Here is a 20,742-nt window from a genome sequence, read left to right on the forward strand (position 1 = left end):
CAGCCTGAGGGCTTTTTCAAAAATTGGGATGCTCCCAAACCTATGAGCAGTAAACTTATTATTTATTACTTATTACTTATTACTTGCGCCTAGCGCTACACTAGGCTTGCCAACTCACAATCAAAGCATAAAGATAAGCTACCGTTTCATTAATGACTGCACGAACGCCAGCACTATACATCCACCATTTTTGCTGATCGTAATTTTGCGATGGTATGGAAATGATACCTACTTTGCTTTTATGTGCCAGGGCTTTTTTGTACATTAGCCAACTGCGACGAGCATGAGTTGATTCGCTGACAATATTAATTGCTTGGGGCTGTATATCTGTTTTTTCTAGCCACTGACGAAAAGCGATCGCTGATGCATAAGTCCGATCTTTTCTGACTTCTGGGGAGGGAACAATGGTAATTTTTTCCGCCTCTAAACCCATTTTTTTGAGACTGTTTGCTGCAATTTGGGCAAAATTTTTATACTCAGCCAAATAGTATCCTCTTTCTACGGGAATACCTGTTGTGACTAGATGACGATAGGAACCTCCTTGAAATTCACTCAAAGCTGATTTGATGGCGTTATCATTCATCCAACCTTCAACCACTAATATATCTGCGGCTACGGGAGAATTGACAGCAAGAAAGGGATGGATGTGAGTAATTGCGAAGATAATTAAGACTACAATCATTGCGATCGCAATTAGCCAACCCTGAAATGTTAGCATCCATATTTCCTGCCGTTTTATGAGTGGTATTTTTGGTTTGCGTCTAGATTTGTAAAATTTTCTTGACATCCCCTAATTATGTTTTAGCTGCACGCTGTGTCTTTAAATACTCAAACACAGATTTGTCACCAATATCAGGAGGAATTGCTTGAACTATTTTACGAATGGCAAAAATCATAAACAAAACTGCCCAAAATCCTAATAAAAACTGTTCCCAATACAGAGGTAAAATCCCTGTCAAATGTCCCAACAGCAGTAAAGGAACTGTGGGAGTTAAGAACTTCGTTTCTAAGCGATTAAAGCAAAAGGCTTCTTTGAAGTAGATACCAGTTAAAGCTGCAAAGGTAAAACCAATACCGAAAATTGTTAATGGTTGATGATAAACGGTGACAGCTAAAGGCTCGTTACTAGAAAATGCCACAACCATAGCGCTAATAGTACCAATCACCCAAAATGCTTGCAATATTCGGTGTAACTGCACCATGTAAATATGAATATGCCACAGGCTGACACCGAGAGCAATACTAAAGCCAGCGTAGAGAAAGGTAATTAATCTCAGAACAGTGGGACTGTTGTATTGCAATACTAAATAAGTGCCAATAGCAAAGCACAAAGCCCCTACCATTAGACCACAACGGTAAATAATTACCTCAGTGCGATCGCTTTTGGTCACGGTAAATTCACCAAATTGACCTTGATAAACTTCCGGGTTAGATATTGTTGATGTAGTCATGCAATTTTAGATGTGAGAAAACGGATAATCCATTGTTGATTTGGGATTAATTCCACTCTTAAAACATAGCCCATCTACATCTCCTCTGCTGTTGTTCTTAAATCCTGATTGCGATCGACCCTTACCTCAAAAGTGTCGCTATTAATGGTAACTGCTGTGACAAAACTTGGTGTTTTCTCCCCAGGAACTGTGCCCTCAAAAGTAAATGTCCATGTACCATCAGCATTATCTGTACAAGGAGCTTGGGCAACAGGGCCATGCATTGCATCATCTGCACGGTACTTATTTATACCACCATTAGCAGCTTCAGCTGCCTGACGAGCCACATTTTTAGCCCTACCTAATGCAATTAGTTTAGCAATAGGCTCAGGGTCTTTCTTAGCCCCTTCAATACAGTTATTAACCTCTTGGGAGCGAGCTGGTAAAGCATTAAATGCTAAGGTCAAAAACGTTAAGACAAGAAAATATTTAGTAGATTTCATTTTTGTGGGAAAGTACTTATTTTTATACAGATTATATGTAACTTTAAGCTATGCTACAGACCATATAAAGGCAAAATGTAACGAAATTTACAAAAATTACACATTTCTGCAAAAATAGCGCTAGTCTAGGCATATAAGCCACGCGCGAATCAAAAGTGAGCCAGCGTTGTATGGGGATTTTCCATTGCACGCCACTGGCTAGGCTAATAGCGTAGTGGAATAAATCCGGTTCGCAACATCACCGAGATCAGGAGAATTGCTATGGTTGCCACACCCATACTACCTTTAGAAGCCCCTTCCCCCGCCCATATATGTCCCTTCGATCAGGCTTGTAGCTACTTAGACCAAGCAGCGAGGGAATTAAAATTAGATGCAGGAATTATCGACATTCTCAGCAACCCCACCAAGGTAATTACGGTTTCCGTCCCCATTAGGCGTGATAATGGAGAATTGCAGGTACTGGCAGGACATCGGGTACAACATAGCGATATTTTGGGCCCCTGTAAAGGAGGGACTCGTTATCATCCGGCGGTGACTTTGCGAGAAGTATCTGCTTTAGCAATGCTAATGACTTGGAAATGTGCGTTGATGGGTATTCCCTACGGTGGTGCTAAGGGTGGTATTGCCATAGATCCCAAACGCTATAGTGTGACTGAATTAGAACGGATTACCCGTCGCTATACCAGTGAGTTAATTAAAGATATTGGCCCTTCAGTTGATATCCCTGCACCAGATATGGGTACTTCCGCTCGGGAAATGGCATGGATGATGGATACTTACTCCATGAATGTGGGTCATGCTGTACCAGGGGTAGTTACTGGTAAACCTTTGTCCATTGGTGGTTCCTTGGGAAGGGAAATGGCAACTGGGCGGGGTGTAATGATTATTGTCCGCTCAGCTCTGGCAGATTTAGGCAAGTCTTTAGAAGGAATACGAATTGCTATTCAAGGATTTGGGAATGTGGGTGGTGCAGCAGCTTTATTAATGCACGCTGCTGGAGCAAAAATTATTGCTGTTTCCACAAGTTATGGGGGTATATTTGCGGAAGATGGTTTGGATATCCCGGCATTAAAAGCCTATGCAGATAATAACCGTAGGAGTATAGTTGGTTTTTCCGGTGCAGAACCCATCAGTAATGCAGAGTTATTAACTTTACCTTGTGATGTGTTGGTTCCCGCAGCCCTAGAAAACCAGATTACCAAGGATAATGTCCATCAAATAAAAGCGCATATCATTGCAGAGGCAGCGAATGGACCAGTTACACTCGAAGCTAGTGAGGTGTTAGAGGCAAAGGGTGTAATCGTATTACCGGATATTTTGGCTAACGCTGGCGGAGTTGTGGTGAGTTATCTGGAGTGGGTACAGGGTTTATCTTACCTATTTTGGGATGAGGAAAGGGTGAACCAGGAAATGGAGCAGTTGATGGTACGTGCATATCATCAGGTAATTGCAAAATCACGGGAACGAGGCATATCTTTGCGTTTGGCGGCTTATACTTTGGGTGTGGGTAGGGTAGCCCAGGCATTGAAGGATAGGGGTTTGTATCCTTAAAATAGTCAGGAATTAGCATTACCAGGAAATTCAGGCAGTAAGTATCTTGTTTTCACTTACCAGAAGTGTAACGAGAGGGTGAAAGCCCCACCAGAAAGAGCAACACAGTTGCGTGTTTCGTTCTTTAGACAGGGGATGAAGCCCGAGACGGTGGGATTTATCCTACAGTCCCCACAGCTAGACTCAAGCAAAGATATGTACAAAACCCAACATTATTAATAATGTTGGGTTGAAAAACTTGTTATTCGTTTTTTCTTTATTCTTATCTTGGTTCCATCTCCCTGCTTTACGGGTAGCTTCTGTAAGCAAATACTCTATTTGAGCATTCACACTTCTTAACTCATCCGCCGACCATTTTTCTAACACGTCATATAATTTTTGATCTAGACGTAGTAAAAACCTCTTCTTTTTACTCATGTTTAAGCATAAAGACTTCCAGCATTAACTACAGGTTGAGTGTACTGCTCCGAAGTCAGGACAACTAATAGGTTATTCACCATAGCAGCTTTGCGTTCTTCATCCAAATCAATGATGTCCTCTTTGCTCAGACGTTTGAGAGCTTCATCAACCATCCCCACCGCACTATCAATTATCTGTCGTCTTGCATCAATCAAAGCTTTAGCTTGCTGACGACGTAACATCATTTGAGCAATTTCTGGTGCATAAGCTAGGTGAGATAGTCTTGCTTCCAATACTTCTACCCCCGCTACTTCTAATCTTGCTTGTAGTTCTTCCTTTAAAGAATTCCCTATTTCATCCGGGATTCCCCGTAATGAGGGAGTATCAGATTCATCAGGAGAATCATAACAGTAACGAATGGCTAACCCTCGAATTGCGGTTTCACTTTGAATGGCGACAAATTCCTGGTAGTCATCCACTGTAAAGGTTGATTTGGCTGAGTCTAATACCTGCCACACTACCACGGCGGCAATTTCAATGGGACTACCTTGAGCGTCGTTTACTTTGAGAATGTTGCTGTTAAAGTTACGCACCCGTAGAGAAATTCTCCGCTTAGTCGCAAAAGGAATAGTCCACCAGAAACCAGGTTCCCGTAAAGTACCCACATAACGTCCAAAAAATGTTAGCACTACGGCTTGATTTGGTTCAACTGTTAGGAAACCAGATATTGAAGGAATTACTACCACTATGAGTGTTGCTGCTAACGATACTCCTAATTCTGCAAACAAGTCCCCAAAGTCCTGTACTTTCAAGCTCCTACCTAATACTTGAGTACTTGTGTTGACGATTAAAGACAACTGCCAGGTAGCAAATATTATAGCCGCGATCGCAATCCCTAAAGCTATGAATCCATTGAATTTGAACCCAGAAACATCCCGAATTTGTTGGCTCATAATTTACTCTTAATTTCATAACGATATAAAAGTGATATCACTATGATAATACAAAATTCCTGTGGTGTGGTTTTTGTTTGGATTGGGGTGACTGTATTAAATAAATATTTTTAATATATTGATAATTATTATCTTTCTCATAGAGGTTACTGAAGTAAGCAGAAAAAACTAGCAAAGTCTATTCAGAGAGACTTATAGCGTATATTATAGAAATATCTACCCTAGAATTAATAGTAATATTTCTCAACTAATTGATTTTTGTGCTCAGTTTCGTTACAGTTTGAGCAGATTTTCGCACTACTGAGGGAAAATGAGATTGAGACAATAAGCAATATCCTCTATATGAGGATACGAGTTAAATATTTATTTAACGTGAGTTCGACGGATCCTAGTGGCTACAAGCCTTGTAAATAAAGGATTGTTGAAACAAAGGCCGATAGCAACTCTCAATCATTAGTTGAGAATCAGATCAATAATTGACAAATTTCCAGTTATTGATCTGATTCTCAATAAACTCAACCATTTTTAGTAACTGTTAATTTCCAGATAATATGCTGGTTAAAGATTTCAGGCTTTAAGGCTCATCGAACGCACGTTTATTTAACTTTAAAATTCAGTTGCAAGAAGGTTAAGTTTAGAAACAATACTGTCCGAACCAATATGTCCATTGCTATAACAGCGAAACACCCCTTATCGGAGTTTAGGTAATTTCTTTTGTGGAGAACGACGTAGCTCCGAAGCAGATAACAACAACTGCCAAGCTTTTCTAGAAAAAATGGCTGGTACCATTAACTGTAAAGCACTCTGAATATTTTTTTGCTTCATAGCTGCTATTGTCCAGTGCAAGTGCAAATATTTTTTAATATCTTCTAAAGCTGGAATTTGGTCACGGTACTGTTCGTTTACAAGGTGATATATTTTCTCCTTCATCAAAATATTAGTATGTAAGCGTTTAGCAAAAGTAAACTTGTAATTATAAGCACCAGACCACACCGTGCGGTAGGCTAAACACTGATTGAGGAAAATCCCATCTCCAAACTGAGCAATGCGAATCCAAGAATCAATATCATCACAATTGGCATCTAATTGAGAATCCCAACCACCAGTACGCAAAAAAGCATCTCGTTGACAAGCTACCTGCACGGGAGTACCAAAGGGAAGCAATTCTAATAACATTCCATAGTGAATATCTGCTTGGGGAATATAAACAACCTTTTCCGAACCAGTAATGGGTGTGCGACTAATTTCCACTTCATGCTCATTCACCTGTGCCGCAATACAAGAACAGATTACCGCCTGGGGACACAGGGCGATCGCATTTGTCATCTCTTCCAGACAATTAGGGGCTAAATAATCATCATCATCTAAGAATTTAATCCAATCACCCCTTGCTATTTTCACTCCAGTATTGACTGTTCCTGCATGACCTTGATTAATTTCATGGCGATGGTATAAAATTCGGTGTGCCTCTTCTCCAGCACATAACTCCTGCATGTACTCCTGGGTACCATCAGACGAACCATCATCAACCACAACTAGGTCACAGGGTATGGTTTGATTTAACACCGAATCCACAGCACGGCGTAATAAATTTAAGCGATTATAAGTAGCGATCGCCACTGTAAATTTCATAAAATCTTAAAATACCTGATTGGACAAAAAAATAGCTAAGTTTACACCCCATATACCGCCCTTTTCTCAAAAAATTTGGTAGATACTGAAAGCTGAATCAATTGCCAATTCAAACTTATGATGTATCTCATTCAGAGTGATAAACGCCAGCTTCTGTTATAACCTCACAGATTTTTTAAGTCCAAACAATTCCCAATTAGAGAATCATAAGTTAAAATATCTGGACTGGAAACCAGTAATTGATCTATCATTGTTGATCGTGAGTTTTTAATAGACTGATGAAAGCGCAAGAAATAATCCGCTCCATTGAAGCGGAGCATATTAAATCTGACTTACCCAACATCTATGTAGGTGATACAGTCAGAGTCGGAGTTAAAATTAAAGAAGGTAATAAATACCGCGTACAACCCTACGAAGGAGTTGTCATTGCCAGACGTAATGGTGGTATAAGTGAAACTATAACCGTTAGACGGGTCTTTCAAGGCATTGGCGTAGAAAGGGTCTTTCTCCTACATTCTCCCCGCATTGACAAAATTAAAGTAGTGCGACGTGGTAAGGTAAGACGTGCTAAACTCTATTATCTACGCAATCGCGTCGGTAAGGCGACCAGAATCAAACAAAGATTTGATCGTCCTTTGTAGATTCCCTGGAATTTTGCCAGCCCTCTTTATATTTAGTCGGAGGGATGGAAAAAGACACAACGGTTGTTACCCATAAAAAAATCTCCGTTTTTTTAGAGCGGAGAATATCAAAAACGCCAAAACTGCGCTAAACTAGGGAGAGTATAAATTTAAAGAACAAGATAACTTGTGCGCTCTTAGTTCAGTTGGTAGAACGCAGGTCTCCAAAACCTGATGTCGGGGGTTCAAGTCCTCCAGGGCGCGCTCTCAAGATTAATTTAGCCCGAAATGAGTACTTTACCTGTTAATATGGCAGTGAGTACTTCTATTTTCGGGTTTAATTTTTGCAACGCAGCTTGTAGTTTCAATCTTAGGAACTTGGATTTATTACTTACAATCAGATTTGTACTTGATTTGATCCCCATTCCTGAGAAATTTTAATTTAGGAGCTGTAACTTAATTAATAGCAATTAAAGTAAAAAAATAACTTAATTGAGAATGGGGGATAAACGTGGCAAAAAAGGAAGTAGAAATCCCTAGCAACGAAAATAATGGGTTTAATATCATGAACTTCTTTCAGGGCTTGAAAGAAGAGTCCGAGAAAGTAGTTTGGCCAAGTCGCCGGCAGTTGATAAGTGAATCAGCCGCCGTGTTACTAATGGTGACACTCTCCTCATCCGTGATATTTTTCGTAGATAAATTCTTTACTTGGGCAGCAACAAAGGTATTCTGATGGCTCCAGCAACAGACGAAGGTCGTAATTCGGCGTTGCAGTCGGAAGAGACCAAAGAAACGGCAATTAACACATCAAAAGAGGCACGTTGGTATGCGGTGCAAGTAGCTTCTGGCTGCGAAAAACGTGTCAAAACCAATCTAGAACAGCGAATTCAGACTTTTGACGTCGCTGACAGAATTGTTCAGGTAGAAATACCCCACACTCCAGCAGTCAAAATTCGCAAGGACGGTAGTCGCCAGCATACGGAAGAAAAAGTTTTTCCTGGCTATGTACTGGTAAGAATGCTGATGGATGATGATTCCTGGCAAGTAGTAAGAAATACAACCCATGTAATTAATTTTGTGGGAGCAGAGCAAAAGCGAGGTACTGGTAGGGGTCGTGGACACGTAAAACCCGTACCCCTTTCCCATACAGAGGTAGAAAGAATATTCAAACAAACTACCGAGCAAGAACCAGTTGTCAAAATTGATATGGCTACTGGTGATAAGATAGTCGTGCTATCAGGTCCATTTAAGGACTTTGAAGGAGAGGTAATTGAAGTGAGCCCAGAACGGAGTAAACTTAAAGCCTTACTTTCGATTTTCGGACGGGATACACCAGTCGAATTGGAATTTAATCAGGTTCAAAAACAAGGCTAAAAATGGCGAAGAAAGTTGTAGCCCTTATTAAACTGGCTTTGAATGCAGGGAAAGCCAACCCAGCACCACCAGTGGGACCCGCTTTGGGTCAACATGGCGTTAATATCATGATGTTTTGCAAGGAATACAATGCGAAAACAGCAGATAAAGCTGGCATGGTAATTCCTGTAGAAATTTCGGTTTATGAAGACCGGAGTTTTACATTTGTTCTCAAGACTCCCCCAGCATCGGTATTAATTACCAAAGCAGCGAACATCAGCAAAGGCTCGAGCGAACCTAACAAAGTGACAGTGGGTTCGATTACTAGAGAACAACTCAAAGAAATTGCTGAAACCAAAATGCCTGACCTCAATGCGAATGACATTGAAGCAGCCATGAAAATTATTGAAGGTACAGCCAAAAATATGGGTGTCAGCATTTCCGAATAGATTGGTGATTGATTTTACCCATCCCAATTCTGAAATCTAAAATTGTATCGGGGAAGAGATTCAACCTCGCTAATTACCCCAGGAGATAAACAATGACAAAAAAAAGATCCCGCCGCTTACAGGCATTATTAGAGAAAGTAGAGGAGCGAGATTACGAGCCCTTAGAAGCTTTGAATCTGCTTAAGGAAACAGCAACGGCAAAATTTCCAGAAGCTGCGGAAGCCCATATCCGTTTAGGTATCGATCCCAAGTATACAGACCAACAACTGCGAACCACAGTAGTTTTACCCAAAGGAACAGGGCAGACTATCAGGGTAGCAGTAATTGCTAGGGGTGAAAAAGTAACAGAAGCCAGTAATGCCGGGGCTGATGTTGTTGGTTCAGAAGAACTAATCAACGAAATTCAACAAGGCAGAATGGATTTTGATAAGCTGATTGCCACTCCTGATGTTATGCCTCAAGTAGCCAAGCTTGGTAAATTACTTGGTCCCCGCGGTTTAATGCCTTCCCCTAAGGGTGGAACCGTAACTACTGACTTAGTCAGCGCAATCAATGAATTTAAAGCCGGTAAATTGGAATATCGTGCTGATCGCACTGGCATTGTTCATGTTATGTTTGGTAAGGTATCCTTCACACCTGAAGATTTATTAGTAAATTTGAAGACGTTACAGGAATCAATTGACCGTAACCGTCCTTCTGGTGCTAAAGGTCGTTACTGGCGGACAGTGTATGTAGCTTCCACTATGGGGCCTTCAATTAGCGTTGATGTTAATGCCCTACGTGATTTGAAATTGGATGAAGCTACTTAACAATGTTTGCTCCACAATTTAATAAATAAAAGCCGGAGACAGCAGGTGCAACCAGCTTAATTCCCTGCCGAGGTTTTGTTGAGATTACCTAATTTTCTAGCCACTCTTGTGGTGGTAAAAGTCAGGTTAAGAAAACAAACTTCGCTTCATGATAAACCCCGGTGATTAATGCCGGGGTTTGTTGCTTTTACGGTGGATGTTTAATCGCAAATAACAGTTGAAAATTAACAACTGCAACTTGCCTAACAATTGTTGTCATACCAATTTGCAACAGGATTGAGACAGATGGAAAGTTGAAAAGCTTATCCAGTAGCTCTTTCACAATCCACAATCTAAAATCCCAAATGGTATAAGGAGGTGAGAACGAGATGGGCAGAACCCTAGAAAACAAAAAAGAGATTGTAGCGGATCTCAAAAATACTTTAAGTGAATCAACTTTAGCCTTAGTTATTGACTTCCAAGGTTTAACTGTTGCTGAAATTAGTGATTTACGCAATAAACTGCGTCCTAGTGGCACAGTTTGTAAGGTAACTAAGAACACCTTAATGGGCATTGCCGTTCAAGATGATGAGAATTGGCAACCCATATCAGAATTTCTCAAAGGGCCTTCTGCTTTTTTGCTGGTAAAAGAAGATTTTTCTTCAGCAATTAAGGCATACCAAACCTTCCAGAAAGCCACTAAGAAGACAGAACTTCGTGGTGGTGTGATGGATGGTCAAATCCTGAAAGAAGCAGATGTCAAAGCCCTAGGAGATTTGCCATCCAAAGAGCAACTTATGGCACAAATGGCTGGAGCACTCAATGCATTGGCTTCCAAGATTGCTGTGGGTATCAACGAGGTTCCCAGCTCCTTGGCTCGTGCTTTACAGGCTCATGCTGATAAGGAAAAAGGCGGCGACGCTGAGTCTTAGTTAGGAGTTAAGAGTTGACAGTTGACAGTTGACAGATAGGAGTTAAGAGTTAGGAGTTTTTAAAACAACTAACAACTAACAACCAACAACTAACAACTAACAACTAACAGCCAATCAATCAATACATTTAACCTTTTAAGGAGATATATCAATGTCTGCTGTAACCGATGAAATTTTGGAAAAGTTGAAAACTCTAACTCTGTTGGAAGCAGCTGAGTTAGTTAAGCAAATTGAAGAAACTTTTGAAGTCAGTGCTGCTGCTCCTGCTGGTGGCATGATGATGATGGCTCCCGGTGCTGGTGGAGCTGCTGCTGCTGAACCAGAAGAAGAGAAAACCGAATTTGATTTGGTTCTGGAAGAAGTTCCTGCTGATAAGAAAATTGCTATCCTCAAGATTGTCCGGGAATTGACCGGTTTAGGTCTGAAGGAAGCAAAAGAAATGGTAGAATCTGCGCCTAAGGCTATCAAGGAAGCAATGGCGAAAGATGCTGCTGAAGATGCTAAGAAGCGCATCGAAGAAGCTGGTGGCAAGGCAAGTGTGAAGTAATTTTAATTTCATTTCACTGTTTATTTTCAAAGGAGCCAAATTCAGGCTCCTTTTTTATGTTGACATTACTGGTGTTTCTGCCCCTAATTTATTCCTCTTAATTATCAACGGTTGGGCCGATCGCAATATAGAATTTAATAAGCCAGGAAATAATTGATCCAAATCTTCTCGACGTAAGCGATTGATGCGCTGGGTTCCTTCTTTACATGTCCAAATTACTCCAGATTCCCTTAAAATTTTAAAGTGATGGGACATTGTTGACTTGGCGATCGCAAAGTTGAAATCCGCACAACACTGCTCCCCTTTTATTGCCAATAGCCGCACAATTTCCAATCGCACAGGATCTCCCAAAGCATATAAAACCCCTGGTAAAGATATATGTTTTTTGTCTGGGTTGTATATAAACCTCATGCTTGCATTATCTGGTAAATTCGATTATATTTTAATTATTCGATATTATCGAACATTAGAATTATAGAGGAGGGCGATGATGTCATCCGTTACAAATGTTACAGAAGTCACTTTCAAGCAAGAAGTCCTCGAAAGTACTGTTCCGGTATTAGTAGACTTTTGGGCACCTTGGTGTGGTCCTTGTCGCATGGTATCCCCGGTGGTAGATGATGTAGCTACTGAATACGAAGGACAGGTCAAGGTGGTGAAATTAAATACAGATGAAAATCCCACAATTGCCAGTCATTACGGAATTCGTAGTATACCCACCCTAATTGTGTTTAAAGGTGGTAGACAAGTAGATACAGTTGTTGGTGCAGTACCAAAAACAACCTTGGCTAAGACTTTAACACAGTATTTGTAGTTGTATGGCACTAAGTTAAGAGAAAAACTTTGTTCCCGCTAATTTTCTAGGCGTAGTCCGGAAAAATTTTCATGCAAGGATTTCAGATTATCTTAGTGCCATTCACATTCAGCAAGTCCTAAATATCTGCATTCAGTTATTTTTGATGAAAGAATCCACCCATATTTCTATTTTTCTTCTGCCTAGAGTGATAAAAAAGGGTTAGACATTGTGCTACAAAATCAAAAACTGTTTTCAATTACGACTTAACAGCAAACAAATTGTTAAGTATAGCCATAGCCACTTGTATTAGGACATTGCTTGCTTGAAAATAATTTCCCAATAGTAGGAAGACTTATCGTTTATGTCCTAACCTGGCTGGCTACAGCTATAAGTCGGCACAATAGAACAAAACTATGTAAAGAAAAGTAAATAAGCCTAAAACCCTTTTTCCCCCTGCCTTATCCAAACGATAATTTTTTACGCCGACCTACTTATGTGCTTTCTTTGACAGCTTCTTCCAGATGAGTCATGGCAGCATCCCTCAGCCTGGTGCCATCACCAACAACGGATTCATTGCAGGTAAGAATGCATGACAGCCTTCCGCCCACAGTGATCACTCCTACGATTTTCTCTTCGACATCGGAGTAGATCGAAGGTCCATATACGGCTTCAAGTTTAAGGGAACCATAGACTGTGGGGATGTCGAATCGACCAACATTTGTAATCGCATAGCCGTAGGTGACTTTGTGCCATCCCATCTTACGCAGAAGCATCTTCGGCATTGCTTCATCCAGAAGACCGTACTTACTGAAGTAGAGGGAATCAAGGAGCGTAGGGTGAACCAGTTCCGCAGAAAGCATTCTGAAGAGGTTGGTTCTTGCCAACTCATTTGAGATTATCGTGTGAATCTGTCTGGCATTATCCCAGAAAGACTTCGCCCCATCGTAGGGCAGCTTTACTGTGAGGGAGGAAGCGTAGAATCCGAATGCATCACCTACAGGTACGGTAAGTTTATCGCGAGTATTCACAGCCAACGCCGAGCGTTGACGATACCGTCGCCCACTAAAGTGAATATCATACTGCGCCGCCAGGAATGCCGTCCAGAGCGCCGTGTTAACCGTCACATTCTCTGCACGACACCGTGACACCAAATCTTCTGTTGAACCTGCATCCATAGTCCACGGGACCACCTGCACTTGTGAATTCTTCTTCCAAAACGCCTCGTGCATCCGACGCATGTCTGTTTCACCGAACCGAATGCGCTTTGAAGCCCACTGCTTGTTGATCCAACCCATGATGAATCGACCAAACGGGTTCATAGATGGTGGAGTGGGCACCGTGGTGGAGTCGATGACTGGGGCATCCACCAATTCCCCAACTCCCTGTTCCGGTTCAGTGAGCAACTTCAACAAGTCACAAAGAAGATATCCCAGTGACATTCCATCGCAGATGGCGTGGTGCCCGCACAAGATGATCTCGGACACCTCCTGAGAGTGAATGAGCGAACAACGCACCAGTGGACCAGTCTCTATCGGAAAAGGTGTGCTCCACTCTGACTTTACACGAGCGATCCACTGCTCTTCGCTTTGCCTCGGTTCTACATGAGTCACGAATGTGGGCACACCTGAGGCAACATACAAGCCGGTTCCGTCGTCAGCGATTTGCACGCGAACAGCCAATAATGGATGACGGGATCTGAGCTGCTCCAGTGCCACCGCAACTCTTGAACTCACTACAGCACCCCGAATTCTGCCAACCATTACTACATTGAGTGGTAACATCAACAGGATACGTTCACTGCCGATCTTGCGTCTCAAACTTGTGTCTTGCCCGCTCTCCATCCCCCTGTGTACCTCCACACGCGGAACTTACAAATGGAAATACTCTCAAAGCAACTCTATGACAAGATTTTGAAGAAGTTGTGAGGAGAGATAATATCCACGGTTCAACAGAAACGAAACTACCCTCGCGTTGCGAGCCAAACTGCCACCTACAGCAGAAAGGCGAGCAAATGACCACTGTCAGGCACTCCTACGAAGATGGCTCTATATAGCCATTATCGAGCATGATGAGATAAACAGCACTAGCGAGCTAAAGCTTTACTATATAAGGATTACATATTAAAAAGTAAGAAAAGTCGCATTGCCGTTTCTTACTTTTTAATATTTTTTTGCCTAGTGCTATAGGGGAACACCACTAATCGCCCTGAAAATTAATACTCTTGTTGCAAAATGGTAATGGCAGAAGATAACTAATCTTCTAAAATTTTCTCAAATAATTTATCTACACAACAGAAATTTTATAAATTTTGTTGTGGTAATTTTTCCTATGGATAGAATCAAAATCTTACTTTTAGCAGCCGATCCGAGCGATGCAGCCAGACTACGTTTGGGACAAGAAGTTCGTGACATTCGTGAAAGACTTCAACTTTCCAAACATAGAGAAAAATTTTTACTAGAGACTCGTGAATCCGTCCGCTCAGGAGATATCACTCAAGCCATCCTTGATGTTGAACCACAAATAGTTCATTTTTCTGGGCATGGCATTAGTACAGGTGAACTTTGCTTTGAAAATACTTCAGGAAAATCTCAACCAGTAATGCCTAATGCCCTTAAAAGTTTATTTGAGCTAGTTTCTGAACAAGTTGACTGTGTAATTTTAAATGCGTGTTACTCAAAAATACAAGCAGAGGCAATTGCTGAACATATAGCTTTTGTTATAGGTATGAAACAAGCAATTGGTGATAAAGCTGCAATTGCTTTTTCTGTTGGTTTTTACAAAGCACTGGGAGGAGGACGTTCATTTCAGGATGCTTATAAATTTGCTTGTGTTGAAATTCAACTGCAAGGCATATCAGAAAATTTAACGCCTAATCTTTTTCAACAAAAATTGATAACTTCTAATAATAACCCAGAAAAAGCTATACAATTGACGGATAGCTATAGTGAAATTGAACAATTAATTCAGAATGTACGTCAACATTGTTGTCGAACCATAGAGAACCTCCATAAAAAAATTCAGTTACTTAATCGACGGTTAATTGATGTAAACAAGCTTTATGTTGATGTTTACTTGCTAGAAGATATTTCATGTGAGGTTTATGCCACAATTGATACACTACCTAAAGATTTTAACCCTCGTCGAGATCGTATCTGGCTAGAGAATAGGAAGATAAATACTCCTCGACCTGGGCTAGAGATCGCATCTGAATTTTCTCGATTAATGGTTTTGGGGAAACCAGGTTCAGGAAAAAGCTCATTTATTAAAAGCCTTGCTGTCGAATGTAGTAATAACCACTTTTTGGCTGACCACATTCCTATAGTTATTATTTTAAGAGATATTGATGCTGAACATTTCAACCTACACGAGCTAATTCATCAAGCATTTGGAAGACAGATCGATATTACTCAAACCAAATATATCTTACGCTATGCAAAGGTTCTAATCTTATTAGATGGTTTAGATGAAATTCCCAGGCAACATCAATCTCATGTTCAACAAGAAATTATAAATTTTTCTCAAAATCCAGAATATTATAAGCATCATTTGATCTTGACGTGTCGTACACAAACTACTGAGTACGTTTTGCCAGGATTTACGTGTGTTGAAGTAGCTGATTTTGATGAGGAAAAGGTTCAAAAGTTTTCTCAAAATTGGTTTTCAATTTTTCCTGGAGGTGATAGAGGAGAAAAGCTTGCGAATAATTTCTTGGAAGCCCTAAACAAATCAGAGCGTGCAGCTACTCGAGACTTAGCTGTGACTCCTATTTTACTCAGCTTAACTTGTTGGGTATTTAACTGTCATGAAAGTTTACCATCAAACCGTACTGACTTATATAGGGAAGGAGTTAAACTTCTTCTTCAAGAATGGGATGATAAACGGGGAGTTCATAGAGAATTTAGCAATTCTATTTATCGACAGTTATCAGAAGGTGACAAACAAAATCTTTTTGGATTTTTGGCATTAGAAAAATTTGGGGAAGCAGACAACTTTATCCTTTTTTCGGAAGAGGAGATTCAGTATCTTATCTCTCAATATTTGAATGTTTCTTTAGAAGATTCTCTCTCGATATTGAAGTCTATTGAAGTTCAGCATGGTTTGTTTATAGAGAGAGCGAAAGGTATATGGGCATTTTCTCATTTAACTTTTCAAGAGTACTTTGCTGCTAAATATATTGTTAACATTAATTCTGCTGGGACTGATAGTATACCATCAAAAAGTATTCTTCAAATTTTAGTGAACTGTATAAAAGAGCCATATCGTTGGCGAGAAGTATTTTTACTAACTACTAGTATGCTAGATAGGAATAGGCTGGATTCTTTGTTGCTGGCAATAAAGAATCAAATAGACAGTACTTTAAAGGATGATGCAAAACTGCAAAATCTACTCAAATGGATATATCAGAAAAGTAAGTCATTAAAGCTACCCTTCAAAGCAGCAGCTATTCGAGCTTTCTACCTCTACTCAAATCTAGTGCTCAGTCTTACCTTAAGTCCTGATATTTGCTGGTATGTTGACATACCACTTGTTAAGGATATTGAACCGGCTCTTAAAGGAAACGATCATCCACTTATTTTAGATGCTAATCTTTTGATCGCATATGTTCGTGCTTATCTTTGTGTATATTGGTCAAATTATGAAGATCCCGGTTTTTCTCGCTATTCTCCCTACGTGGGTGCAGACTATCTAAATATTGTTCTTGCTGAGAATATAAGTGATAGAAATGGAGATAGTTTGGAATTAAAGTATGAGTTAGAAAATTTATTAAACCAAGTTCCAAGTTGGAATGGCAATTTTGAAGCCCATAGACAATGGTGGAGAGACAATCATACGTCTTGGTCTGAGGAGCTAAAAGCCATTATAATCAGGTATAGATATGTCGGCCATGACTGGCATTTTAGTGATGAACAAAAACAACAGCTACAGAGATATTTTGACTGTAATAGGTTGCTAGTTAATTGTCTCAATAATGGGTGCAAAGTTAGCCCGGAAGTCAAAGTAAGAATTGAGGAAATGTTATTGCTACCATTTGACTATTTAGAGCAATTATAACTGAAAGCTCGCCACTCCCTGTCGTAGTCAGAACCAAGTAAGAAAAAACTAAGCAACATTTCTGACTAGTATTTTAAAATGCTTGTGGGGGGAGGGTTTTGAGAGGCACTACTGACTTCCAAAATGGGTGAGTGGAGTCGCCTGTGACATTCAAAAAATAGGGCAGTTGTTTGAATTCCCAGGTTTTGGACTATCAAAACAAGAAGAAAGTTTTTGTATCGGCTTTATGCTCTGACAACAGTAACAGAACGCCCAGTTTCACTACTGATAACTTGAGTCTTCAAACGCTCAACAATGGGTAAAGCCCTACTACGGACATCAAAAATCACCAACCAACCAGAATTTAACCCTAATCTTGCCAAATAAGAATCTAACTGTTCAATACCTGATGTTAAAGGGTCTCCTTTTTTATCTCGCCAAGCCTTTAGCTCAATACCGAGAGTAACATTCCCATATTTCAAGCATAAATCCATACGGTCTCTACCAATGGCATATTCCCTTTCTAGGGTTCCACCACCATTAACCACACGATGCAAAAATGCCATCATTACCAAATGTGGTGCAATTTCATGGTAAGCGGTGCTGCCAAGTAAAGGTTCGCCATGCTGCCGCCAAAATGCTAAAAATGCTTGTAATAAATTATCCGTATTTAACTCTCCTAATGGAGTTAACCAGCTAGGACTAATATGGGGCAAACTGTCTTGAGTCCCCTGTACCAGAATCCTGGGAATTACTTCCCGATAAATAGGATTGGCAATTATCAATCCTCCTGCTGGGTCTCGTCGCAACAATCCTAAATCCAGCAAATATTGTCTGTCATCTGATGGAGTATCCCCTAACGCCTGTCCTGCGAGTATGGGTTCAATAATCGCTTGAACTCTTGGTTCTCGCAATTTCTCAGCTAAAGAATCAAGATGGGTATCTTGTCTCCGAATCAGAACTTCTTTCGCTTCATGGATATGTTCCGGTGTAATAGCTACATTGGTATCTGTCACCATCTCTTCAACGATTTCTTTCGCCAAAGCATTTACCAACCAAGGTTGTCCTTGAGTCAAATCAAATGCAGTTTCTATGGCTTGGGGCGTAAAAACTTGTCCTGTATCTTCAGTATGTTGTTGGTATAATTCACTAACTTCTGTAGCGATAAAATCCCTTAAAGTCAGGGAACGAACTTTGATATTAAAGGGACTAGCAGTATTTAATCTGTCGCTACCACCACTTGCCACCTTATAATCTCTGACATCTCGCAAGCCAATTAATCCCACGCTAACAGGAAAATTTTGGGGACGATTGCGATAACCATCACGTAACTGCCGTAAAACAGAAACCAGTGTTTCATCTTGTAGGGAGTCAATTTCATCAATGAATAATACTAATGGTCTGGGTGAAGCTTGTGCCCAACCTTGCAAAGCAGCTTGAATTCTTCTTCCTGGTTGGGCATTATCCCAATTGTCGGGAGGGTGCAAATCATTAGGCAAATCTAATATGCTACTTGCCCGCCAAGCATCGAGAATAGCAAGTTCAGCAGTCTCTGGGTCATTACTAAAAGGTGCGCCAACCTCCGCAGACACCATGACAGCATTATAGCTACCACCTTCAGTCAGTTGTTGTGCCAGTGCCAACATTGCCGTAGTCTTACCAGTTTGTCGAGGTGCATGAATAACAAAATAGCTTTGTTGGGCAATTAGCCGTTTCAAATTGGGCAAGCGGACTGTGGGAGGTAGCATATAGTGAATATCTGCTTTACATGGACCAGCAGTATTGAACCAACGAGCCATAGAGATTTCCAGAGCATTCATCAATCCTATAAAGATAATTCCTGTTGTAAACGATACAAAATTGTATTTGGTTCCACTTCGGCGATAATTTCTGCAATTACACTACTAGCCCCTAATTCTCCCCAGGTACAACCTTTTTCTAGATATACTTGTGCTGCTCTACCTATGGCATGGGTACCATAACCAGCAATACCAGCTTGAGTAATTGCCGTACCTGCATAAGCAGTAATATTGGTGGGATTTTCTCCAGATGCGATCGCGACAGTGCTTTTACCTAAACCGAGCACGAAACTACTACCAACTTCACTCAGTAATAAGCCCCCAGAACTAAATAAAATAGTTTTCAACATTTTCCCCGCATCATAGCCCGTCATTGGTAAACCGTATAACCGTGAAAGGGAGCGAATTAATGCTAAATCCGTCATTACCCCTCCGACAACATCTAACACCGCAATGGGGTTGAGAGCTACTGCTAGGGCTTTATATTTGGTGAATTGCCAGATTAAATCTTCTGCTTGTGAGCTACGAATATCAATAGTTTTAGAAGCGATCGCTGCTTCCGCATCCCTTGCTAGGATGAGAGCATTGAGAGCGATTAGCGATCGCCCTTCTCGATTCAAAATATATAAAATAGTTTGCTTTAGTTCTTCTATTTGGGGTAGTGGTGTTTCCCATTCATAATCCACCCTCCCATCAGGAAATTCTACCCTCACTTCCATCGGTGCGGGTTCTGCTGCTACCATGACAATTTCATCTGGCTTTAGGGGTTGACTTTGGGGATTCGCCCTACCCAGTTGTTGCAAGTTGCGGTAAATCTGTTCCCTATCTGTATCTGGATATAAATCTATTTTATTAAAAACTAAAATTAGTGGCTTTTGCGACTGTCGTAATTCACACAGAGCTTGATATTCAGTCCGAGTAATATCACCAGACACCACAAATAAAATTAAATCAGCTTGACGGGCTACTCCCCGAGCCATGTTTGCCCTAGCTTCCCCCTCAATTTCATCTAAACCTGGGGTATCAATTAACTCGACTTGCACCTTCCCACCAGGATACCAACGGACAGAACGAGGATACTGAGTGACACCGTGAAGTGGGCCTGTTTGTAACATTTTTTCCCCCAACAAGGCATTCAATACCGCAGACTTGCCTCGACTTACCAAACCAAAAACAGCAATGCGAATCATATTCGAGTCCAGTTTGTTGAGACTAGAAGTCAACATTTCTAACTCTGGTTTTACTAAGCCTGCTAATTGGGAATTGGATGAGGATTTACCTGGTTTACGTAAATTACCATACCAAGATAGGGCTTGTCTGAGACTAGCACGGGCACGATTGAGATGGGTTTCTTGTATGTTTTTGGACACTGGAGACAATTCTAGATTTTGGATTATTCTGTTACATATCAACTTGCTCAAGCAAATTATTTTAAATCAGATGATTACACAATTCTATGGTGCCAAAATTATCTGGTGTATAGTTCTGGTCTCCACTAATTTTAGTTACTTTATCGTAACCCTGCTTTGACCAAAATCGTAAAGCTGGCCAATTCTTAAGACCAACTGCTACTCGCCCTTCGATGTATCCTACTTGAACTAATTCCTTTTCTATAAATCTTACAACTTCTTGACCATACCCTTTCCTTTGATAGGAAGGACGAAAAAATAAACTTCCGATATAAAATGTTTGTTCTTTTGGGTAACCAAGATACATCGACAAGAATCCTGTGGTTTTCATTAGTTCTTTATTCAGGAGTAAAAACGTTCTTACTCTTTCACGTAAACCATTGGGTGGTAGATCATTACAGTTAATATGATCCTGTGCCTCTTGTTGGATATTCAGTTGAGCTGATAATAAAAGTAATGTTTCCCTATTTTCTATTAATACAGTTTCAATTTCTGGGAAATGTTCATCAATGGCTTTGACTGCCGTCAGATGTTCCGTAGTAAAGGACTG

Annotated in this window: 21 protein-coding genes, 1 tRNA gene and 1 other annotated feature; of the genes, 11 read left to right on the forward strand and 11 right to left on the reverse strand. The window is 40.6% G+C overall.

The window, feature by feature from the left end; all coding sequences use genetic code 11:
* Positions 1-100 precede the first annotated feature (100 nt).
* From CALSC_RS00070 to CALSC_RS00080, 3 genes are all read right to left on the reverse strand, one after another.
* A complete protein-coding gene (locus CALSC_RS00070) occupies positions 101-718 on the reverse strand; it encodes an ElyC/SanA/YdcF family protein (protein WP_235006629.1) in 618 nt (205 codons plus the stop codon).
* Positions 719-794: 76 nt separating this feature from the next.
* Positions 795-1,451, reverse strand: a complete 657-nt coding sequence (locus tag CALSC_RS00075) for a DUF2301 domain-containing membrane protein (protein WP_088239407.1) — start codon at positions 1,449-1,451, stop codon at positions 795-797.
* A 74-nt stretch (positions 1,452-1,525) separates the two neighbouring features.
* A complete protein-coding gene (locus CALSC_RS00080) occupies positions 1,526-1,933 on the reverse strand; it encodes a hypothetical protein (RefSeq protein ID WP_088239408.1) in 408 nt (135 codons plus the stop codon).
* Positions 1,934-2,194: 261 nt separating this feature from the next.
* On the opposite strand from CALSC_RS00080, the gene CALSC_RS00085 reads away from it, so the two are divergent.
* Positions 2,195-3,484, forward strand: a complete 1,290-nt coding sequence (locus tag CALSC_RS00085) for a Glu/Leu/Phe/Val family dehydrogenase (RefSeq protein WP_088239409.1) — start codon at positions 2,195-2,197, stop codon at positions 3,482-3,484.
* 183 nt (positions 3,485-3,667) lie between these two features.
* Here CALSC_RS00085 and CALSC_RS00090 read toward each other — a convergent pair whose 3' ends face one another.
* From CALSC_RS00090 to CALSC_RS00100, 3 genes are all read right to left on the reverse strand, one after another.
* Entirely contained in the window at positions 3,668-3,901 is a 234-nt protein-coding gene (locus CALSC_RS00090; RefSeq protein ID WP_088239410.1) for a hypothetical protein, read from the reverse strand.
* A gap of 2 nt (positions 3,902-3,903) precedes the next feature.
* Entirely contained in the window at positions 3,904-4,836 is a 933-nt protein-coding gene (locus CALSC_RS00095) for an SPFH domain-containing protein (protein ID WP_088239411.1), read from the reverse strand.
* A 690-nt stretch (positions 4,837-5,526) separates the two neighbouring features.
* Positions 5,527-6,468 (reverse strand): glycosyltransferase family 2 protein, encoded by a 942-nt coding sequence (locus tag CALSC_RS00100; RefSeq protein WP_088239412.1) that lies wholly within the window; start codon positions 6,466-6,468, stop codon positions 5,527-5,529.
* Between the two features lie 278 nt (positions 6,469-6,746).
* Between CALSC_RS00100 and rplS the strand changes: the two genes are divergently transcribed.
* The 8 genes from rplS (at position 6,747) to rplL (ending at position 11,157) form a co-directional block, all read left to right on the forward strand.
* Entirely contained in the window at positions 6,747-7,109 is a 363-nt protein-coding gene (gene rplS, locus CALSC_RS00105) for a 50S ribosomal protein L19 (RefSeq protein ID WP_088239413.1), read from the forward strand.
* A gap of 170 nt (positions 7,110-7,279) precedes the next feature.
* Positions 7,280-7,352: transfer RNA gene (locus CALSC_RS00110), tRNA-Trp, on the forward strand.
* Positions 7,353-7,599: 247 nt separating this feature from the next.
* Complete coding sequence (secE, locus tag CALSC_RS00115; protein ID WP_088239414.1) at positions 7,600-7,821, forward strand: preprotein translocase subunit SecE; 222 nt, start codon at positions 7,600-7,602, stop codon at positions 7,819-7,821.
* Positions 7,821-8,462: a transcription termination/antitermination protein NusG gene (gene nusG, locus CALSC_RS00120; RefSeq protein ID WP_088239415.1), complete on the forward strand. Its 642-nt coding sequence runs from the start codon at positions 7,821-7,823 to the stop codon at positions 8,460-8,462. Before secE ends, nusG begins: the two co-directional genes overlap by 1 nt.
* A 2-nt stretch (positions 8,463-8,464) precedes the next feature.
* A complete protein-coding gene (rplK, locus tag CALSC_RS00125) occupies positions 8,465-8,890 on the forward strand; it encodes a 50S ribosomal protein L11 (RefSeq protein ID WP_088239416.1) in 426 nt (141 codons plus the stop codon).
* 92 nt (positions 8,891-8,982) lie between these two features.
* A complete protein-coding gene (gene rplA, locus CALSC_RS00130; protein WP_088239417.1) occupies positions 8,983-9,699 on the forward strand; it encodes a 50S ribosomal protein L1 in 717 nt (238 codons plus the stop codon).
* A 14-nt stretch (positions 9,700-9,713) separates the two neighbouring features.
* Positions 9,714-9,891: a sequence feature (ribosomal protein L10 leader region), on the forward strand.
* 176 nt (positions 9,892-10,067) lie between these two features.
* On the forward strand, positions 10,068-10,610 hold the full coding sequence (rplJ, locus tag CALSC_RS00135) for a 50S ribosomal protein L10 (RefSeq protein WP_088239418.1): 543 nt from the start codon (positions 10,068-10,070) through the stop codon (positions 10,608-10,610).
* A gap of 151 nt (positions 10,611-10,761) precedes the next feature.
* Entirely contained in the window at positions 10,762-11,157 is a 396-nt protein-coding gene (rplL, locus tag CALSC_RS00140; RefSeq protein ID WP_088239419.1) for a 50S ribosomal protein L7/L12, read from the forward strand.
* Between the two features lie 54 nt (positions 11,158-11,211).
* Here rplL and CALSC_RS00145 read toward each other — a convergent pair whose 3' ends face one another.
* On the reverse strand, positions 11,212-11,568 hold the full coding sequence (locus tag CALSC_RS00145) for an ArsR/SmtB family transcription factor (protein WP_088239420.1): 357 nt from the start codon (positions 11,566-11,568) through the stop codon (positions 11,212-11,214).
* A gap of 79 nt (positions 11,569-11,647) precedes the next feature.
* Between CALSC_RS00145 and trxA the strand changes: the two genes are divergently transcribed.
* Positions 11,648-11,971 (forward strand): thioredoxin, encoded by a 324-nt coding sequence (gene trxA / locus CALSC_RS00150; protein ID WP_088239421.1) that lies wholly within the window; start codon positions 11,648-11,650, stop codon positions 11,969-11,971.
* Positions 11,972-12,444: 473 nt separating this feature from the next.
* Here the strand turns inward: trxA and CALSC_RS00155 are convergent, their stop codons facing one another.
* Positions 12,445-13,794: a condensation domain-containing protein gene (locus CALSC_RS00155; protein ID WP_088239422.1), complete on the reverse strand. Its 1,350-nt coding sequence runs from the start codon at positions 13,792-13,794 to the stop codon at positions 12,445-12,447.
* Positions 13,795-14,281: 487 nt separating this feature from the next.
* On the opposite strand from CALSC_RS00155, the gene CALSC_RS00160 reads away from it, so the two are divergent.
* The gene (locus CALSC_RS00160) at positions 14,282-17,005 is read left to right on the forward strand and encodes an NACHT C-terminal helical domain 2-containing protein (protein ID WP_088239423.1); all 2,724 of its coding nucleotides are present in this window, start codon (positions 14,282-14,284) and stop codon (positions 17,003-17,005) included.
* Between the two features lie 224 nt (positions 17,006-17,229).
* On the opposite strand, the gene CALSC_RS00165 is transcribed toward CALSC_RS00160, so the two are convergent.
* The 3 genes from CALSC_RS00165 to CALSC_RS00175 all read right to left on the reverse strand — a co-directional run.
* Positions 17,230-18,783, reverse strand: coding sequence for an ATP-binding protein (locus tag CALSC_RS00165; RefSeq protein ID WP_088239426.1), 1,554 nt, complete (start codon positions 18,781-18,783; stop codon positions 17,230-17,232).
* 26 nt (positions 18,784-18,809) lie between these two features.
* Positions 18,810-20,153, reverse strand: a complete 1,344-nt coding sequence (locus CALSC_RS00170) for a GTP-binding protein (RefSeq protein ID WP_088239424.1) — start codon at positions 20,151-20,153, stop codon at positions 18,810-18,812.
* A 61-nt stretch (positions 20,154-20,214) separates the two neighbouring features.
* A partial coding sequence (locus CALSC_RS00175) for a GNAT family N-acetyltransferase (protein WP_088239425.1) occupies positions 20,215-20,742 on the reverse strand: 528 nt, incomplete at its 5' end.

It is taken from the genome of Calothrix rhizosoleniae SC01, assembly GCF_900185595.1.
GTDB lineage: Bacteria > Cyanobacteriota > Cyanobacteriia > Cyanobacteriales > Nostocaceae > Calothrix_A > Calothrix_A rhizosoleniae.

Excerpts from the sequence above, each read along its gene's own strand:
- rplL (WP_088239419.1), top strand. The coding sequence starts at position 10,762 with ATGTCTGCTGTAACCGATGAAATTTTGGAAAAGTTGAAAACTCTAACT.
- CALSC_RS00155 (WP_088239422.1), bottom strand. The coding sequence starts at position 13,794 with ATGGAGAGCGGGCAAGACACAAGTTTGAGACGCAAGATCGGCAGTGAA.
- CALSC_RS00165 (WP_088239426.1), bottom strand. The coding sequence starts at position 18,783 with ATGGCTCGTTGGTTCAATACTGCTGGTCCATGTAAAGCAGATATTCAC.
- CALSC_RS00160 (WP_088239423.1), top strand. The coding sequence starts at position 14,282 with ATGGATAGAATCAAAATCTTACTTTTAGCAGCCGATCCGAGCGATGCA.
- CALSC_RS00090 (WP_088239410.1), bottom strand. The coding sequence starts at position 3,901 with ATGAGTAAAAAGAAGAGGTTTTTACTACGTCTAGATCAAAAATTATAT.
- CALSC_RS00145 (WP_088239420.1), bottom strand. The coding sequence starts at position 11,568 with ATGAGGTTTATATACAACCCAGACAAAAAACATATATCTTTACCAGGG.
- CALSC_RS00100 (WP_088239412.1), bottom strand. The coding sequence starts at position 6,468 with ATGAAATTTACAGTGGCGATCGCTACTTATAATCGCTTAAATTTATTA.
- nusG (WP_088239415.1), top strand. The coding sequence starts at position 7,821 with ATGGCTCCAGCAACAGACGAAGGTCGTAATTCGGCGTTGCAGTCGGAA.
- rplS (WP_088239413.1), top strand. The coding sequence starts at position 6,747 with ATGAAAGCGCAAGAAATAATCCGCTCCATTGAAGCGGAGCATATTAAA.
- CALSC_RS00085 (WP_088239409.1), top strand. The coding sequence starts at position 2,195 with ATGGTTGCCACACCCATACTACCTTTAGAAGCCCCTTCCCCCGCCCAT.
- CALSC_RS00070 (WP_235006629.1), bottom strand. The coding sequence starts at position 718 with ATGCTAACATTTCAGGGTTGGCTAATTGCGATCGCAATGATTGTAGTC.
- rplA (WP_088239417.1), top strand. The coding sequence starts at position 8,983 with ATGACAAAAAAAAGATCCCGCCGCTTACAGGCATTATTAGAGAAAGTA.
- trxA (WP_088239421.1), top strand. The coding sequence starts at position 11,648 with ATGTCATCCGTTACAAATGTTACAGAAGTCACTTTCAAGCAAGAAGTC.
- CALSC_RS00095 (WP_088239411.1), bottom strand. The coding sequence starts at position 4,836 with ATGAGCCAACAAATTCGGGATGTTTCTGGGTTCAAATTCAATGGATTC.
- CALSC_RS00075 (WP_088239407.1), bottom strand. The coding sequence starts at position 1,451 with ATGACTACATCAACAATATCTAACCCGGAAGTTTATCAAGGTCAATTT.
- CALSC_RS00080 (WP_088239408.1), bottom strand. The coding sequence starts at position 1,933 with ATGAAATCTACTAAATATTTTCTTGTCTTAACGTTTTTGACCTTAGCA.
- rplJ (WP_088239418.1), top strand. The coding sequence starts at position 10,068 with ATGGGCAGAACCCTAGAAAACAAAAAAGAGATTGTAGCGGATCTCAAA.
- rplK (WP_088239416.1), top strand. The coding sequence starts at position 8,465 with ATGGCGAAGAAAGTTGTAGCCCTTATTAAACTGGCTTTGAATGCAGGG.